Source organism: Rathayibacter sp. AY1F8 (assembly GCF_002932165.1).
Taxonomy (GTDB): Bacteria; Actinomycetota; Actinomycetes; order Actinomycetales; family Microbacteriaceae; genus Rathayibacter.
Genome location: NZ_PSVB01000007.1, coordinates 57,200 through 74,215 on the forward strand (window position 1 = coordinate 57,200; position 17,016 = coordinate 74,215).

The window sequence follows — 17,016 nt, forward strand, 5'->3', positions numbered from 1 at the left end:
GAGCCGGACAGCGCGAGCCGCGTCCGCTCAGGCACGGGTCTCCCCGAGCAGCGACATCGCATTCTGCGCGTAGGCCTCGAAAGTGACGTCCCGCCCTTTCTCCTCCCAGTGCCGGCCGGCTCGGCGCTGCCCGACCACGCCGTTCGCCCATCCGAACGCGTCGGCGCTCCCACCTGCAGCTCGCTCGAGCATGGCGATGTCAGGGGCCTCGACGCGACTGAAGATCGTCGACCAGGCGATGACCGCGCCTGGCTCAGGGAGCACGACGTCGACGGAGCCGTCCGGCCGGAAAGAGAAGAGGAGGAGGCAGCCCGGCGCGTCACGCGAGGAGAGGCAGACCAGGATGGTCGTCCGCTCCCCGCTCCTCATCAGCACCCGGGCGACCCGGAGCCGATCGGGGCTTTCGGGAAGCCGTCGGAGCGCCGATCGCACCTCCTCCAGCGCCGCCTCCTCCACCGTCGCGCCCAGCGCGCTGCGGGCAGCGAGTGTCGCCCCTCCCACATCCGCGACCGCGTCCGCCGAGAGCAGATCGCCGCCGAAGAGCCCGCTCGTGAGCGCCGAAGCGAGAACCTCGCGACGGTCCTCGGCCTGAGCCAGGAACAGCAGCTCAGCCGAGAACAAGGTGCTGATCGTCTTCACAGCTTCGTCCCCATCCAGTAGAAGAAGTCGTTCGTCGTGCCCGCTACTCCGTCGACGATCGACAGACCGAAGCCGCCGAGGCCCTCGTAGCGCTCGGCGAGTCGGATGTGCTGCTCAGGGGTCAGAGTGTCGAACGATGCGCTGTCACCGAACATGAACCGTGCGCCCTGATCGAGGGCACCTCCTGGGCTGTCGTAGAAGGTGTTCACGCCCTGGTAGATGCCGGTGCCGATGAGCTTGCCGCCTTCCCACGCGAGGCCCGCGCCCGGGATGAAGAGTCCGGCGACTCCCGCAAGGGTGTCCAGAGCCGCTTCCACCTGTCCCCCCGTATCCCCGTCTCGTACCGCGGAGTAGAGGTCCCAACCGTTGAAGAGGAATCCGATGGCACTGGCGACACCGCCGAGCGACTTGAACTCCTTGAGCACATCGTCGATGGAGTTCATCCCGGTCCCGCCGGCGTCGACGATCTTCTGCAGGGCCTTGAGATAGGCGGCGCCGTCCGAAGCGAGTCCGTGAACTCCGAGGAGCGCCCTGATCGCCTCGGAGAAGTCCTCCAGCGAGATCTGCCCGACCGTGGTCCCGTCCGGGCGGCCTCCACCGAGTCGAGTACCGCCGTCGCGAGCGCTCGCGCGTTCCTGCTGCTCAGCCTGCTTCAGGACGTCCCGCGAGATGCGCTCGAGGGCGTCCGAGGCGCTCTGCACCTGGCGGCTGTACTCGCTGTCCCACAGCATCCGGAACCGCACGGCCACCGGGCCCATCCAGGCGGCGATGCGGATGCCGCTCCCGATGCGCTGGCGCGAGCCGTTCAGCTGGTCGCTGGCGGACTGGAGCCGCCGCGCCAGGTCGCGCAGCTGCGCCATATCGGCGCCGTACATTCCACTGCTCATCACTTCTCCTCCTCGACGCTCTCGGACGACCGGAGGGGCGGGATCCTGTCGGAACCCGCCCCCGTCGGGTCATCCGTTCGAGACGCTCTCCTGCGCCGACGCGTTCTGCGAGGCGCGCTGCGAAGCGTCCTGCAGCGCGTTGATGACGCGGTTGAGTGCCGCCACGTGCGTGCTCGACCAGTCGTTGCGGAACTGCTCCGCGTCCGGTCCCGTCCACTGCGTGTTGCCGAGCTGGTTCGTGAGGGTCGAGAGCACCTGCTGGATCGTGCTCGCCTCCTGGTTGAGCTTGCTCGAGAGCTGGCGGACCTGCTCGACGTCGAGTCCCCAAACGGCCATGGTGTTCGTCCTTTCGTCGTTGCTCCGGAGCATCCGGAGGCTTGGTTCTCCGGCCGTCCGGCTCCCGCTGGCGGGTTCCCGGTCGACCTGTGGAGAAGTTATCGAGGGCTGGACGGGGGGTCGATGGGCACGGGTGCCCATGCCTCCCCCCGGGTGCTTCAGCCCGAGTCCGTGGCGATCTGCAGCTTCACCGACCGGCCGCGACCGATGAGGAACCCCCGGCCGGGCGGAAGATCCGCGCGGCGGATCCTGCCGAGTGGAGTGCCGAGAAGCGTGTCGCCGTCCGTCTCGCCGGGAACGACCAGGAGGCCTCGCCTGCCCGCCTTGAAGGGCTGCGCGAGCGTGTAGGACTGGCTCCATGTCGACGACTCCCCTTCGCCGACCACGAAGACGCCGGCCCGGACACCGGCTCGCACGAGCCGGTCGAGCGCCATCTCGGCCTCGGTCCCGGTGAAGTCGGTGAGCCCCTCGATCACGAGGGCGCTGCCCGCCGGCCCGAAGCGTCCGAGCTCGATCTCGCTGGTGAGCGAATCGGCCGCCGCCGCGACCTCGGGGACCCCGACGACGCTGGCACTCCAGGCGGGCCTGGCCCCGAGACCGGACCGCCGAGAGGCGAGGTGGACGACGCGCGCTCCGCGCCCGCCTCGCCGCAGTGCCGCAGCGAGCGAGGCGAGCGCGGTCGTCCGTCCTCCCCCCGGCGACCCTGCGACCAGGAACGCACCGGAGGCGTCCACTCCGATCGGGGCGAGATCCTCGTCGGCGAGTCCGATGCAGACGCCGGACGATGCGACGGCCGGCAGGCCGGCAAGAGGTACGACCTCCGGGAGGCGCTCGACGGGCGAAGCCGCCACAGCGCCCTGCCGGCGCATCGCGTCGGCCAGGCTGGCGATCTTGCGGGCCTGGATGGCCACGTTCGACTCGCCGCCGAGCACGGCGATCTGCACCTCGCTGCCCTCGCTCACGCCGCGTCCCGGCGGCGAGGTGGCGGAGAGCACGTCCTTGGGCACGCCTAGCAGCAGGTAGTCGTCCTCGGCGGCGAGGCGGAGCACGACGCGGCGCTGGATGGTCGAGTTGAGCGAGGTGGGCACCGAGTTGGGACGGTCGCCCGCGACGACGATGTGGATCCCGAGCTGCCGCCCGTCGGTCGCGATCTGCGTGAAGACGCTGAACCAGGCACTGGTGCCGGCGTACTCGTAGGCCTCCCGGAAAGCGCCGATGCCGTCGACGAGCAGCAGGATCCGCGGTTCGTCTGGGCGATCCGCGAGCCGGCGGTACTCCCCGATCGTCGAGGCGTCGACGGCGCCGAAGCGCTCGGCGCGGCCGGCGACGAGGTCGCGGAGCATCCGGAGCAGGCGCACGACCCGCTCGTCGTCGTCGCCGCGGACGATCGCGCCGACGTGCGGCAGGTCGTTGAGCATCTGCAGGCCGTTGGCGCCGAAGTCGAGGCCGTAGACCTGCACGGGGCCTCCGCGCGGCGTCACGGCCGCCGCGACCGCGATCGAGCGCAGGGTCGTCGACTTCCCCGAGCCGCCGGTGCCGAAGACTGCCATGTTGCCGTCGCGGTCGGGCTCGTAGAAGACGGTCGGCTGGCTCTGCGTCTCCGGGCTGTCGACGACCCCCAGCAGCAGGCGGTCGTCGGTGCGCGGGTGCGGCAGCTTCGAGAAGTCGTAGGCGGGGGCGAGCTCGTCGAGCCAGGGCTTCCGCGGTGCGGGGACGCGCGCGTCGGCGGCCGCCCGGCCGATCGTCGCCACCATGCGGGCGATGTCCGTCGGACCGGGGTCCCCGGTCTCCTCCGCCTCGACCGCGCTCTGCTCCCAGGCGGTGCCGGAGCCGAAGGCCATCTCCTCGATGTCGATCCGGGGCGGCGGCGCCTCACCGGTGGTCCGCCCGCCGGCGTAGCCGGTCTGGAAGCCGGCGATCCTGCCGGGCCCGGTCTTGGCGGCCCCGCGCCCGGGGATGCCGGGGTCGAAGGAGGCCGCCATCGGCGTGCCCAGGATGTCGGTCGAGTCGTCGGCGTCCGCCATCCGCAGGGCGATGCGGAGGTTGGTGTTCGCGCGCAGGTTGTCCTTGATGACGCCCGCCGGCCGCTGCGTCGCGAGGATCAGGTGCAGACCGAGCGAGCGGCCGCGCTGGGCGACGTCGACCACGCCGTCCACGAACTCCGGCACCTCGTTCACCAGCGCGGCGAACTCGTCGACGATGATCAGCAGGCTCGGCGGGGTCTCCGGGTCGCCGGTCTTCTCGAGCGAGACGAGGTCCTTCGCCTTCTTGCGGTTGAGCAGGTGCTCCCGGTAGCGCAGCTCGGCGCGGAGGCTGGTCAGCGCCCGGCGGACGAGGTGCGGCGAGAGGTCGGTGACCAGGCCGACGGTGTGCGGCAGCTGCACGCAGTCGGCGAAGGCCGCGCCGCCCTTGTAGTCGACGAAGAGGAGGGCGACGCGGTCGGGGCTGTAGGCGGACGCGAGGCCGAGCACCCAGGACTGCAGGAACTCCGACTTGCCGGCTCCCGTGGTCCCGCCGACGAGAGCGTGCGGTCCCTGGCTGCGCAGGTCGAGGTAGAACGGCTCGGTGCCGGCCGAGCCGACGAGCGCCCGCAGCGATCCGGCCGAGCGGCGCCGCACGGGGGCGGACCCGTCGCGCACGGTGATCGACTTGCTCTCGCGCCAGCGGTCGATGACCGCGCCGGACGCGGCGATCAGCTCGGGACCCGCCAGTGCGGCGTAGGCGACCTCTCGCGGCAGGTCGGAGGAGTCCTCGACCGGGACTCCGCCGTCGACGACGGGCGAGAGGGAGCGCGCGAGCGCGAGGGCCGTGCTCGCGTCGACCGTCTCGAAGACCACCGGATGCGAGTGCTCGCCGAGCCGGACCTGCCCGGTCGTCGCGGGCGAACCCGGGTCGGCGACGAGCAGGAAGCTGCGGGCGGCGGCGGGGAGCTCGGCGATGCTCGCGGAGCACCACAGCACGTGGACGCCCGCGTCCGGCCCGCGCTCGGCCAGCCGGATCAGCCGGGCCCGGTCGACGGGAGCGTCGTCCTCGACGACCACGATCACCGCGGGCGTCACGGGATCTGGCAGGCGGTCGGCCTCCTCGGGGCCGACCGAGCCGCGCAGGGCGGGCCCCTCCTCGCGCCGCTCCTCGACGAGCTCCTCGAGCCGGGACAGCAGCGATGCGCCGGATCCGGGGTTGTCGGCGAGGTGCTCCCCCGCGAGGGGCGAGTGCACCGAGCCGGTGTGCGGCAGCCACTCCAGCCACGACCAGGTCGGGCGCGAGGCGGGCGAGGTGAGCGCCGCGACGGCGAGCTCGGCCGGCGAGTGCGTGCCGACCAGCTGCACGGCGATCGCGCGGGCGACATCGGCGCGGACGGCGGCCGGCCCGGCGATCCCGAGCGCACCGCTGCTGCGGAGCTCGGCGACGACGGGAACGCCGTGCACGAGGCGGTGACGCTCGACGGTCGCGGCCAGCTCGCGGAGGAACTCGGGCTCGGTGTCGTTGCCCGCGGTCTGCTCGATCCGGCAGCGGGAGGGGAGCGAGCCGACGCCGAGCCGCACCGCGAGGAAGCCGCGGTGCTCGGGGCGGTGGGTCCAGAGGTCCTCGCCGCGCTGGGCGATCGCGGTGACCGCGTCGGCGGCCGACGGCTGCTCGGCGAGGCGGACGGCCCGCTCGACGGCCTGCGCGGCCCGGACGTCCTCCTCGAGGGCCTCGAGCGAGCGGGAGAACGCGGCGACCTGCGCCTTCCGGGTCCGCCGCGCGGTGACGGTGTGATCGATCCAGGTGCCGATCGCGAGCAGCGGGCTGAGGGCGACGAAGATCACGCTCAGCAGCTGCTGCGTGAGCACGTAGAGCACGGCGCCCATGATCAGCGGGGCGACGAGCGCGAGCAGCGGGAACCGCTGGGGCGTCGGCCGGGACGGCGGCGTCGGGGCGGGGAGCACGCGCTCCTCGAACCGCACGACGACCCGCGGCGAGCGGGTGAAGTCGATCACCGGAGTGGTGGGCGGGGCGCCGCCGAGGCGGGCGAGCGGAACGACGCTCATGGCGCTGTCGCCGATCACGACGACGTCGGCCGGGGTGAGCATCGCCCGCTGCACGAGCCGCCCGCCCATGCTGAGGCCGTTCGCGGAGTTGGTGTCGATGATCTCCACCGTCTCGCCGATGCTCACCCTCGCGTGCCGCTTGGAGATCAGGGGATCGGAGAGCCGCACGTCGACCCCGCGCTCCCGGCCGAGACGGCTGGTGCCGGCCGGGAGCGGGAACTCCCGGCCGGCGTCGGGGCCCGAGAGCACGCGCAGCACGGCGACCGCCGGGCCGCGGTCCCGGTCGGCGCCGTCCGCGGCGGCGGCCCGCGAGATCTGCACGGTCCCCCCGGAGCGGATGCCGGCCTCCACGATCGCGAGATCGGGGTGGATCGAGCGCGGGCGGTCGAGGCCGCTCGCGCCGAGGACGTCGAGGGTGACCGGTCCGCCGCCGCCGGATCCCGCGTGCTCGCGGTCGGTCCGCAGCGGGTCGGCCTCAAGCAGGGCCGCGGCCACCGCGCCGACCGAGACGGTCGCATCGACGGTGACGACGACGTCCGTGCTCGAGCCGGAGGCGCGTCGGAGTGTCAGCTTCAGGCGCATCAGTCGGTCCCGTCCTCGTCCGGCTCGTCCTGCGGCGCGTCCAGGAGCGCGAGATCGGCGCGGGTGACCAGTCGGCTGGTGACCGCGTACTCGACCAGGCGGGTGCGGCGGTGGGTGGCCAGCGAGCCGGTCTCGCCGCGCACGCCCTGCACGCCGACGCGGGCGAGCTTCTCGCAGACGTTGTCGAGCTTGCGGTTGAACCGGGCCTGCGTCCAGCCGAGCCGCGCCGCCGCCTTGGCCGAGCTCGGGATCACGCTCGTGCCGGTGCCCTCCCGGCGCAGCATCGGCTCGCAGAGGGCGACGATCAGCAGCCGCTGCGACGCCGTGAACGGGGTCACGCCGATCGTCGTCGCCCCGGTGAGGGCGCGCGGTGCGAGCACGGAGTCGAAGGTCGGCCTGCTCGAGTACAGCGTCAGCTCGTAGGTGGTCGGACCGGCCGTGAACACCACCATCGTCGTGCCGAACACGATCGGCAGGCGGCTGCCGGGTGAGAGCCAGGCCTGGATGCCGCCCGAGCCGTCGGTGACGGTCGCCGACAGCCGGCTCCCGACGTTGCAGAGCCACCAGAGACCCTCGGCGCGGACGACCTGCAGGAACCGCCGGTGCAGGAACGGATTGTCGTCGAGGTCGAGGGCGCCCTCCCGGCCGATCTCGAAGGGCTCGTCGCCGAGCGGGAACCACTCGCCGCAGAACTCGACGCTCAGCTCGGCGTCGGCGACGACCGGCATCGGCACGGACCCGCTCACGGCGCGCACGCCGTCGTCGGGGCCGAGGCGCGGCCGCTCTGGCGGAGCAGCGTCACCTCGAGGCAGGTCTGTCCTGAGGCATCGGCGGGGACCGTCACGGTGCTCTCCTCCTGCGTACGGGGATCGGGGATCGAGCCGGTGCCGGCCGGAGCCCAGAGGAAGCGGTCGCCGTCCTCCGGCTGCGGGTTGGTCCAGGTGAAGACGACGCCGTCGGCACCGACCGCGCCGGTGAGTCCGGTGACGGCGGGGACGTCGACCCGGCCGACCGGATCGGCGGGAGCCTCGGGCGCCGTGGTGCGGCGGGGGTCCGCGGTCGAGGTCGGCATCGCCGCGACCAGTGCGGCCCCGCCCGCGACGGAGGCGGCGGCAAGCACCGCGATCCCGGTGATCACGAGCGGCCGGCGACGGCGCGCGGGTGCCGGTGCGCTCCGCGGCGGCTCCTGGACCGGCGCGCGGGGCTCCGACAGCGGAGCCGGGGCGACGAAGGAGGCGGCGGACCCGCGCGCCATCGTCCGCTCCAGGTCGAACGCCGGGACGCCGGAGATCTCGGCGAGCGCCGGCGCGGCCGCGCGAGGAGCGACGGGTCGCGGCACCGGATCGATGCTGACGATGCCGCGGATGCGGGTGTTGCCGTCGTCCTCCTCCTCCACCCGCTCCTGCGGCAGGGCGTCGTCGAGCACGTCGGCCGTGGTGACGGCGAGGGAGAGCTCGACCTGGATCCGCTGCAGGGCGCGGCCGAACTCGAGGGCGGTGGTGAAACGGCCCTGCGGCGCCTTCGCCATGCTGATGGCGAGCACCCGGTCGAGCGAGGCCGGCGCGTCGGCGCGCCCGAGCGGCGGCAGCGGCGCCGAGCGGATCCGCTCGATCAGCTCGTGCGAATTGATCGAGCGCCCCGGCAGCTCGAACGGCGAGCGCCCGGCCAGCAAGGAGTAGACGGTCGCGCCGAGGGCGTAGACGTCGAGGGCGACCTCGTTCGGGATCTCGGCGCCGAACGCCTCGGGGGGCGACCATGGGATCGACAGTCCTGCGAGGTCGGCGGAGCCGTCCAGGAGCGCTCCGGCGATGCCGAAGTCGGTGAGGGCCGGCCGGTCGTAGGCGGTCACGAGCACGTTGGCGGGCTTGATGTCGCGGTGCAGGATGCCCGCGCGGTGCACGGTCTCGACCGCGCCGGCCACCTGGATGCCGATGCGCAGCGCGTCGGCGACGGCCAGCCGGCCGCTCTTCAGCCGGACGGCGAGGTTGGGGTTCGGGCAGTACTCCATCGCCAGGTAGGGCCGGCCGTCGGCGGCGATGTCGGCCTGGTAGATGGTGACGATCGACGGGTGCGTCGAGAGGGAGGCCATCAGGTTCGCCTCGGCCTCGAACGCGTCGCGCTCGCGATCCGTCGTCAGGCCTGCGCGGAGCACCTTGATCGCGACGGTGCGCCGGGGGCGGGCCTGCTCGTAGAGGAAGACGTCGGCGAAGCCGCCGGAGCCCAGCGGCCGCTGGAACTCGAAGCCCTGGATCGCGGGGGGCGGGGACGACCGCGGCGCGCTCATGCCTGCTCTCGGATCGTCACGGTGACGCCGTCGCCGAGGTCGAGGACGTCGCCGCCGGCGAGCACCATCGACTCCGACCCGGTGAGCCGCACGGGCACCTGCCCCGAGCGGAGCAGGAGCGTGCCGTTCACCGACGCCAGGTCGCGGACGACGACGAACCGGCCCTCCGCGCGGACCTCGACGTGGCTGCGCGAGATGTCCTGGAGCGGGCTCGGCACGGTGATCAGCCGCGGCAGCTCGTGCGCGGCCACGCGGCCCGCGGAGGGGCGCCGGCCGATCACGACGGGACGGTCGAGCTCGACGACGTCGCCGGTGGAGAGCTCGAGGCGGGCGATCGCGCTCGTCGGCGTCGGCGTCGCCGGGGCGGGCGCGAGGGCGCGCAGCTCGGCGATCGAGATCGTGTGCCCGTCGTGGTCCCCGTCTCCGACCTCCGGAGACGGCGACGCGGCCGGGACGAGGTCGATCAGCCCGTGCTCGTCCTCCGGCTCGCGGATCGCGGCGTCCTCGACGACCCGGGCGACGGTCTCGCCGAAGAGGTGGTCGTACTCGTCGTCGGCGGCGCGGACCGTGTCGGAGACGGGCACGCGGGTCTCGTCGTGGCCGAGGGGGGCGGCGGCGGGCTCGGGCGCGGCGGCCGGCGCGGAGACGGCGGGCGGCGCCGGAGCCGCAGGGGGCGCGGCGGCGGGCGGGGCGGAGTAGCCCCACTCGTCGAGCTCGCCGGTCTCGGCCGCGGGCTCGGCGGCGGGGATCCGCCCGACCGACGCCGGGTCCGCGTCCTGCGGCTCGACGACCACCGGATCGACGACGACCGGCTCGACGAGCACCGGCTCGACGGTGACCGGCACCGCGACCACCGGCGCCACCACGACCGGGACGGCCTCCTCGGCCGGCGGCGGCGCGGCGGGAGCCTCGACGGCAGCGACCCCGACGACCTGCGGCTCGACGATCGCCGTGTCGACGACCGGCACGACCTCGACGACCGGCTCCTCCTCGGTCGGATCCGCCACGTCGCCCACCTCCGCGCCGACCGGCCGGGCTTCGAGGGTCGCGCCCCGGAACGTCGCCGTCAGCCGCGAGCAGAGCACGACCCCGCTGCCGATCGGCAGGCTCAGCGCCGCCCCGCGCCGGCCCGCCTTGACGCGCAGGCTGATCGAGACCGGAGCGGCGATCATCCGCTCGTTCCAGGTGGTCACCCCCTCGCCGGAGAGTGCGACGACGGGCGCGTCGTCGCCGAGCTCCTCGATCACCTCGACGAGCAGATCGCCGCGGACCGCGACCCGCGACAGGTCGTCCTCGAGGGAGACGACGGCGAACGGCGGGAGCGCCAGCAGGCCGGCCCCGAAGACTCCGGTGAGCGACTCGAGCACGCCCGCGAGGCCGCGGCCCGCCGCGAAGGCCTCGGAGACCTGCTTGACGCCCTCCTCGCCCAGCACGTCGGGCAGCAGCGCCATCCCGCGGTCGGAGACGACGCCGAACCAGCGGCCGGGTCGATAGCGGATCTCGGTCACGGGCGAGCCCCCTCGGTGTCGGGAGTGCCGGCGACGAACGGTGCCGCGACGATCTCGCGCGTGACGATCGCGCGCGGCACGGTGTCGTCGCTGACGGCGGTGGCGAGCGGCAGCCGGTCGCTCGGCACGGTGCGATCGAGGTCGTCGCCGGCGCTGACGGCCGTCGCGTCGATGACCAGCACGGTCAGGTTGTCGCGGCCGCCGTGGAGGAGCGACTCGTGCAGCAGCCGGGTGGCCGCGGCCTGCGGGTCGGCCTCGTCGCGGAGGACGAGAGCGATGCGGGCGTCGTCGAGCTCGGTGGTGAGCCCGTCGGAGCAGACCAGCATCCGGTCGCCAGTCGCGGCGGGGAGCAGCCAGAAGTCGGGCGCACCGGCGCTGCCCGCACCCAGCGCCCGGGTGATCACGTTGCGCTGCGGGTGGGTCTGCATCCCGGAGGCGTCGAGCTCGCCCGCCTCCACGAGCTCCTGCACCACCGAGTGGTCGACGCTGACCTGCTCGAGGGCGCCGTGCGCCATGCGGTAGGTGCGGGAGTCGCCGAGGTTGAACACGAGCCAGTAGCCCAGGTCCTCGATCTCGGCGATGGCCAGTCCGCTGACGGTCGTCCCGGCGCTGCGCTCGGTGCTGAGGGCCAGCTCCGCAATGCGGACCTGGGCGCCGGCGAAGCACTCCTCGATCTCGGAGACGCGGACCGTGTCGTGGCCGACCAGACTGCGGAACGCGTCGACGGCGATCGCGCTGGCGACCTCTCCGGCGTCGTGCCCGCCCATGCCGTCGGCGACGACGAAGACCGGGGGTTCCGCGACGTGCGAGTCCTCGTTGATCGCCCTTTTCATCCCGCGGTCGGTGGCGCTGCCCCACTGCACGGCGATCGGGCTGCCCGCAGCGCTCATGCCCACTCCACCGCCGCCGTGCGGTCGCCGAAGGTCAGTGTGGCGCCGACGGGCACCGCGGCGCGCCCGCCGGGCGGCACCGGGGTCGCCGTGCCGTCGATCACGACCCCGGTCCCGTTGGTCGAGTGCCGATCGATCACCGAGAGCTCGTCGCCGAGGAGCTCGAGCCTCGCGTGCGTCTTCGAGATCGAGCGGGTCGTGTCGGCGAGCGCCACCAGCTCGCCCGCGGCCTCGCCGGTGCGCGGCGCGGGGTTGCGCCCGACGAGCGCGGAGTCGGAGACGACAACGACGGTCCCGTCGTCGAAGCGGAGCCGGACCGCGCGCGGGCGCGGCTGCGCGGGGGCGACGGCGCTCATCCGGGTGAGCTCGAGGTCCTCCGGCTCGTGCGCGGGGGCGCTCGGACGGGCCGGAGCCGAAGCGGCGGAGCCGGGCACGGCGGAGATCACGCCGCCTGCGGGCGGTCCCGCGAAGCTCGCCGGCGCGGCGGCCGGCGCGGAGTACACGGCGGGCGCGGCGGTCGCGGGCGCGGAGGCGAGGGGCGCGGAGTCCGCAGCGGGAGTGGCAGCGGCGACGGACGACTCCGCTGTCGCACGCGGAACGACCGGCTCGTCGAGGTCGGCCACCACGGCCACCGACGAGGTCGGCACCGGCGCCTCCCGCACGGACGAGACGGGACGCAGGGCGCCCGCCGAGCGGGTGTCGATCATCCAGGTGCCCGTGGCCTGGTCGTGCCAGCCGCGGTTCTCCCCCGAGGTGTCGAACAGCGGCGAGAAGTAGCCGACGATGATCGCGGCGCAGAGGTTGAAGACGACGTTCCGGCCGGCCGCCTTCCAGAATCCGAGCGGTTCCCCGCTGTCGTAGCGCACGAGGCGCAGACCGAGCATCCGCATCCCCGGGGTGCCCCGCCCGCCCTGCGCCTTCGTGTAGAAGAGGCCGAAGGCGAGGATCAGAACGGTCGGCCCGAACGCTCCGAAGTACGCGATCGCGCTGTAGGCGCCGGTCGTGGAGGCCGTCTGCCAGAGCGCCCAGGTGAGGAGCCAGACGATCACGTAGGAGAGGAAGAACCAGACGCCGACGATGACACTGTCCAGCAGGTAGGCCCCGACCCGGGGGCCGAGCGCGGCCGGAACGCCGAACGGCACGGCCGCCGTCCGGCGCGGAGTCCCGGCGCTGAGGGCCGCCGCCCCGCAGCCGCGGCAGAACGCCGCGCTCGCGTCCATCGTCGTCGAGCAGCGCGAGCACACCCAGCCGGACGTCGTCGTGTCAGTCATGGAGATCCTCGTTCCTCGCGGGTCGCCCCGTCGTGTTCGTCCGGGCGCCGCGGGCGGCGGTGGTGGCGCGAGTCAGCCAGGCCGGCCGCAGGGAGCGCAGGGACAGGCGCGCCCGGAGCCGCCGCCAGGGCGAGACGGTGGCGTGCAGCTCCGCGACGAGCGCGTCGGTCTGCTCCCAGAAGGCGGCGACCTCGGCGTCGACCGGATCCAGCGGCCCGAAGACCGCGGCATCGGCCCGCCGGGCCAGGACCGCCACCCCTGCGCTCGGGTACTCGGAGTGCAGCAGAGCCGCGTCCTCGAGGCGGGTGGCTCCGGCCGGGACGACGGTCCCCAGGTCGGCGGCGCGGTCGAGCACCTCGTCCCAGCCGCCGCTGATCCGGTCGGCCGCATGCTCGGCGCCCACCCGCGCCCGGCGGCGTCGGCGCTTGAGGGCCGCGATGAGCAGCGCGGGGCCGAAGAGCAGCGCCGCCAGGCCGACGGCTCCGCCGGCGACCGCGAGCACGACGCCGATCCAGCCCAGGTCCGGGCCCCGGTCGTCCTCGGTCTCGTCCTCCTGGACCACGTCCGGCGGCACGACGGCCGGCTCCTGCGGGGGCGGCGGCGGCTGGAGGACCTGGGCCTTCGGCTGGGCCGCCGGCTCGGGCTGCTGATCCTGCAGGATCTGCTCCTTCGGCGGCGTGGGATCGAAGGCCACCCAGCCGTGCTCCGCGAACGCGACCTCGACCCACGCGTGCAGGTCGTCGCCGGTGATCGCGACGTCGCCGGAGAGATCCGACCCGGCCGCCGGGTAGTAGCCCATCACCACGCGGGCCGGGAGACCGAGCTCGTCGACCATCAGCGCCATCGTGGTCGCGTAGTGCTCGTCGTCGCCGACCATCCCCCTCTCGTCCGTGAGCAGCAGCTGCAGCCGCTCCGAGCCGTGACCGGGGCGGGACTCCGCCTCGCCCTCGAGGCCGTGGCTGAAGTAGCCCTGCGTCGAGAGCGTGGTCGCGATCGCCCGCACCTGGCTGAGCGCGGTGGTCGCCTCACCCACCGAGGCGAGCGTCGCGTCGGTGAGCGCCTCCGGGACGTCGACCGGCGTCGGCACGGTGACGGGTGCCGCGACGGCGTCGGCGAGCTCCTCGTCGCTCGGCACCGGGGGGAGGGTCGTGGTCAGCGTGTAGGAGTCGCCGGCCGCGAGCCGCGAGGTCACGACCGCGACGCCGGTCTCGTCGTTGTAGTGCAGCGATCCGCTCAGCGCCTCGGCCCGCGGCCCGGCGAACTCGATCGACGACGGGTAGCCCGCGTCTGGCAGCCAGACTCCGCCGAGGTCCGCCGCGGTGAAGCGGAGCACGGCCGGCGTGCCCTCGTGCTCGCCGGCGATGGTGCTGCCGACGCGGGCGAAGCTGCCGGAGCCGCCCCCGCCGCCGGTCACGTCGAAGACGGTCCCGGTGTACGCGTCCATGGTCGCGAGGCGCACCCGCACGCCCTCCTGCAGGCCCGACACCGTGAACAGGGTCGCGTCCTTCTGATCGCGGACGGTCTTGCGGAAGGAGGCGAGCGGCGTCGGGTAGTCGTCGAGGTCGAACGGCGGCACGATGTCCTCGCGGAGAGTCGAGCGCGACCCGGCCGGGGCGACGGCGCCGGCGGAGACGCCGACGACTGCGGCCGCGAGCGCCAGGACGAGGGCGCCGGAGCCGATCCGGCGCAGCCGCAGCTGACGGACCGCGGAGGGGTCGACCGCCCCGTCGCCGCCGGCGGCGGAGGTCTGCGCCGACTGGCGGCGCCAGGCCGCCCAGGCCAGCCCGACGACGCCGAAGGCGATCGCCTGGGCGAGGGGCGCGACGGCGTCCGCGGTGCCGAAGAGGATCGAGACGAGCACCAGAGCCGCGGCCGGCACGAGCGCCCAGACCGGGCGCGGGGCGCGCAGGGCGATCGTCGCCGCGACGACGGCGCAGACCAGCGCGGCGCAGAACGGCACGACGAGCAGCTCCGGGAAGCCGTTCGCCGGCGGCTCGACGGTGAGCAGGCTCTTCCACGAGGTGACCAGCGCGGTCGCGAGGCCCAGGAGGCTCTCCGGGCTCGGGATGACGCCGAGGAGGCCCGCGGAGCGGAACGCCGCCGCGGTGCCGACGAGGGAGTAGGCGGCGGCGGTCACCGCGGTCGTCGTCAGCAGGCCCCAGCGGGCTCGCGCCGCGAGGGCGCCGACCGCGAGACCGGCGACGATCCCGAGGCCGCCCGCGACGAGGTGGTCCGCGCCGGCGAAGACCCGGCCGAAGCCGACCGCGCCGACGGCGAGCAGCACCGCGAGGGCGACCAGATCGACGGCGACGGCCGCCGGTGCCCGGCCCCTCACGCGGCACCTCGCCGCACGGCCGCCGGCAGCTCCTCGAGAGCCGGGACGCTGAGCAGCGCGAGCTCCCCGATGCTGCGGCGGGCGGCGGGCCGATCCTCGTCGCAGCTCACGCCGATCACGCGCGCGTCGGGAGGCAGCTGCCGGGCCGCCGAGCGGAACCGCGGTGCCGTCACCTCCGAGCCGACGACGAGGATCACGACCGACGCCTGCGGCACCGAGCGGACGAGCGAGCGCGACAGGCCGACGAGGTCGCCCCTGCTTTGCCCGAGCTCCACCCCGGAGAGGTCGTCGAGCAGACGCTTGCCCAGGCCCGCGTGCAGCGACCGGCCCTGCACGAGCACGCTGAGCTGCTGCCCGTCGCGCAGCGCCTGGAGGCCGAGGGAGGCGCAGCTGGAGACAGCGAGCTCGAACTGGTCGTCGTCGCGGTAGTCGGCGGGATCGAGGGAGAGGCCGATCGCGAGGTGCGAGCGGCGCGTCTCCTCGAACTGGCGCACCATCAGCGTGCCGGTGCGCGCCGTCGTCTTCCAGTGCACGTAGCGGCGGTCGTCGCCGGGCGCGTAGGCGCGGAGGGCGTGGAAGGAGACGTCGTTGTTGGAGAGCTCCGGGGCCGGCCGGCCCTCGAGGTCCTTGAGGAAGCCCGAGGACGAGCCGCCGACGGCGACGGTGCGCGGGTGCACGAAGAGGTCGCCGGGCACGGTGTGCGGCACGACGCGGCGGAAGAGCCCGAGGCCGTCGCCGCGGACCGAGCGGACGGGTCCGACGCGGATCACGCCGCGCCGCGCCGTCGGGATGGTGAACAGCTCCTCGTGCACGGCCGCCGCCTCCAGCCGCGGGAGCGGGAACACCGCCAGGCCGCCGCCGACCGGCAGCTCGACCCGCGCGGGCAGGAGCGAGCGGGCCGAGGCGTTGCGCACCTCGACGCGGCCGACCGCCCGCTCCCCCGCGACCACCCGGGTGGCCGCGAGATCGAGGTCGACGGAGTAGGCGGAGCGCCCGATCATGAACGGAGCGGCGGCGACCAGCACCGCCAGCGCCAGGACCGCGAGCAGGACCAGCTCGCTCCAGCCCTGCACCGCGCCGACGATCCAGGCGAGGCCGGCCAGCGCGAGGAGGACCCAGGCGAACGAGGTCGCCACCGCGACCACGGGCACGGCGCGGGCGCGGACGGGCGCGAGCAGCACGCCGGCCGTCTCGACCACGTGGCGCGACCGCTCGACGGCGGCGCCCGCGCGTCGCGCGAGCCCCTCCCTCCGGAGCACTCCGATCCCGGTCATGCCGCTTGACGCTCCTGCGGCGCGGCGACCTCGGCGAGCACGCGCCCGAGCACGCCGTCGGCCGTGGCGCCGGCGAACTCGGCCTCGGGATCGAGGACGAAGCGGTGCAGCCAGACCGAGGCGACCAGCTGCTTGACGTCGTCCGGCAGCACGTAGTGCCGGCCGTTCGCCGCCGCCCAGACCTTGCAGGCGCGGATCAGCGCCATCGAGCCGCGGACCGAGACGCCGATCCGCGTCTCCGGCGCCGAGCGGGTGGCCTCGGCGAGCTGCACGACGTAGCGCAGCACGGCGCCGTCGACGTGCACGGTCGCCGCGAGGTCGGCCATGTCGGCGACGGCCTGGGTCGTGATGATCGCGCGCAGCCCGGCGGAGGGGTTGCGCTCCCCCGCACCCGCCAGGATCCGCTCGGCGGACGCCGCGTCGGGGTAGCCGATCGAGGTCTTGATCAGGAAGCGGTCCAGCTGCGCCTCGGGCAGGCGGTAGGTGCCGGCCTGCTCGATCGGGTTCTGCGTGGCGATGACGAGGAAGGGCCGCCCGACCTCGTGGCCGACGCCGTCGACCGTGACCCGCGACTCCTCCATCACCTCGAGCAGCGCCGACTGCGTCTTCGGCGAGGCGCGGTTGATCTCGTCGGCGAGCACGATCGACGCGAAGATCGGGCCGCGGTGGAAGTCGAAACGGCTCGACTTCTGGTCGTAGATGGTCACTCCGGTGACATCGCTGGGCAGCAGGTCGGGCGTGAACTGGATCCGGTTGCTGGTGCCCTGCACCGTCGCCGCGATCGCCTTCGCGAGGCTGGTCTTGCCGGTCCCCGGTGCGTCCTCGAGCAGCACGTGCCCCTCGGCGAGCATCGCCGTGAGCACGAGCGAGACCACCTCGGACTTGCCGAGCACGGCCTGCCCGACGTTCTGCACGAGCTTCTCGAACGTGGCGGCGAACCAGCCGGCCTGGTCGGGTGTCATGGTCATCAGTGCGATCC

General features: G+C 74.2%; 12 protein-coding genes. All 12 read right to left on the reverse strand.

What is annotated here, in order from left to right:
* Nucleotides 1-27: 27 nt before the first annotated feature.
* Nucleotides 28-639, reverse strand: a complete 612-nt coding sequence (locus C5C35_RS07530) for a hypothetical protein (protein ID WP_104222297.1) — start codon at nucleotides 637-639, stop codon at nucleotides 28-30.
* Nucleotides 636-1,526: a WXG100 family type VII secretion target gene (locus C5C35_RS07535; RefSeq protein WP_146084577.1), complete on the reverse strand. Its 891-nt coding sequence runs from the start codon at nucleotides 1,524-1,526 to the stop codon at nucleotides 636-638. The genes C5C35_RS07530 and C5C35_RS07535 overlap by 4 nt, the downstream gene beginning before the upstream one ends.
* 69 nt (nucleotides 1,527-1,595) lie before the next feature.
* Nucleotides 1,596-1,862 (reverse strand): WXG100 family type VII secretion target, encoded by a 267-nt coding sequence (locus tag C5C35_RS07540; protein ID WP_104222293.1) that lies wholly within the window; start codon nucleotides 1,860-1,862, stop codon nucleotides 1,596-1,598.
* Nucleotides 1,863-2,020: 158 nt separating this feature from the next.
* Nucleotides 2,021-6,475 (reverse strand): FtsK/SpoIIIE domain-containing protein, encoded by a 4,455-nt coding sequence (locus tag C5C35_RS07545; RefSeq protein ID WP_104222291.1) that lies wholly within the window; start codon nucleotides 6,473-6,475, stop codon nucleotides 2,021-2,023.
* Complete coding sequence (locus tag C5C35_RS07550; protein ID WP_104262901.1) at nucleotides 6,475-7,203, reverse strand: hypothetical protein; 729 nt, start codon at nucleotides 7,201-7,203, stop codon at nucleotides 6,475-6,477. Before C5C35_RS07550 ends, C5C35_RS07545 begins: the two co-directional genes overlap by 1 nt.
* Nucleotides 7,204-7,217: 14 nt before the next feature.
* Nucleotides 7,218-8,759: a serine/threonine-protein kinase gene (locus C5C35_RS07555; protein WP_104222289.1), complete on the reverse strand. Its 1,542-nt coding sequence runs from the start codon at nucleotides 8,757-8,759 to the stop codon at nucleotides 7,218-7,220.
* Nucleotides 8,756-10,267 (reverse strand): FHA domain-containing protein, encoded by a 1,512-nt coding sequence (locus tag C5C35_RS07560; protein WP_104222287.1) that lies wholly within the window; start codon nucleotides 10,265-10,267, stop codon nucleotides 8,756-8,758. Before C5C35_RS07560 ends, C5C35_RS07555 begins: the two co-directional genes overlap by 4 nt.
* Nucleotides 10,264-11,157, reverse strand: a complete 894-nt coding sequence (locus C5C35_RS07565) for a PP2C family serine/threonine-protein phosphatase (protein ID WP_104262868.1) — start codon at nucleotides 11,155-11,157, stop codon at nucleotides 10,264-10,266. The genes C5C35_RS07560 and C5C35_RS07565 overlap by 4 nt, the downstream gene beginning before the upstream one ends.
* Nucleotides 11,154-12,428: an RDD family protein gene (locus tag C5C35_RS07570; protein WP_104262869.1), complete on the reverse strand. Its 1,275-nt coding sequence runs from the start codon at nucleotides 12,426-12,428 to the stop codon at nucleotides 11,154-11,156. Before C5C35_RS07570 ends, C5C35_RS07565 begins: the two co-directional genes overlap by 4 nt.
* Nucleotides 12,421-14,763: a transglutaminase-like domain-containing protein gene (locus tag C5C35_RS07575; protein WP_104262870.1), complete on the reverse strand. Its 2,343-nt coding sequence runs from the start codon at nucleotides 14,761-14,763 to the stop codon at nucleotides 12,421-12,423. Before C5C35_RS07575 ends, C5C35_RS07570 begins: the two co-directional genes overlap by 8 nt.
* Nucleotides 14,760-16,037 (reverse strand): DUF58 domain-containing protein, encoded by a 1,278-nt coding sequence (locus C5C35_RS07580; RefSeq protein ID WP_104262871.1) that lies wholly within the window; start codon nucleotides 16,035-16,037, stop codon nucleotides 14,760-14,762. The genes C5C35_RS07575 and C5C35_RS07580 overlap by 4 nt, the downstream gene beginning before the upstream one ends.
* On the reverse strand, nucleotides 16,034-17,005 hold the full coding sequence (locus C5C35_RS07585) for a MoxR family ATPase (RefSeq protein WP_181074885.1): 972 nt from the start codon (nucleotides 17,003-17,005) through the stop codon (nucleotides 16,034-16,036). The genes C5C35_RS07580 and C5C35_RS07585 overlap by 4 nt, the downstream gene beginning before the upstream one ends.
* Nucleotides 17,006-17,016 lie beyond the last annotated feature (11 nt).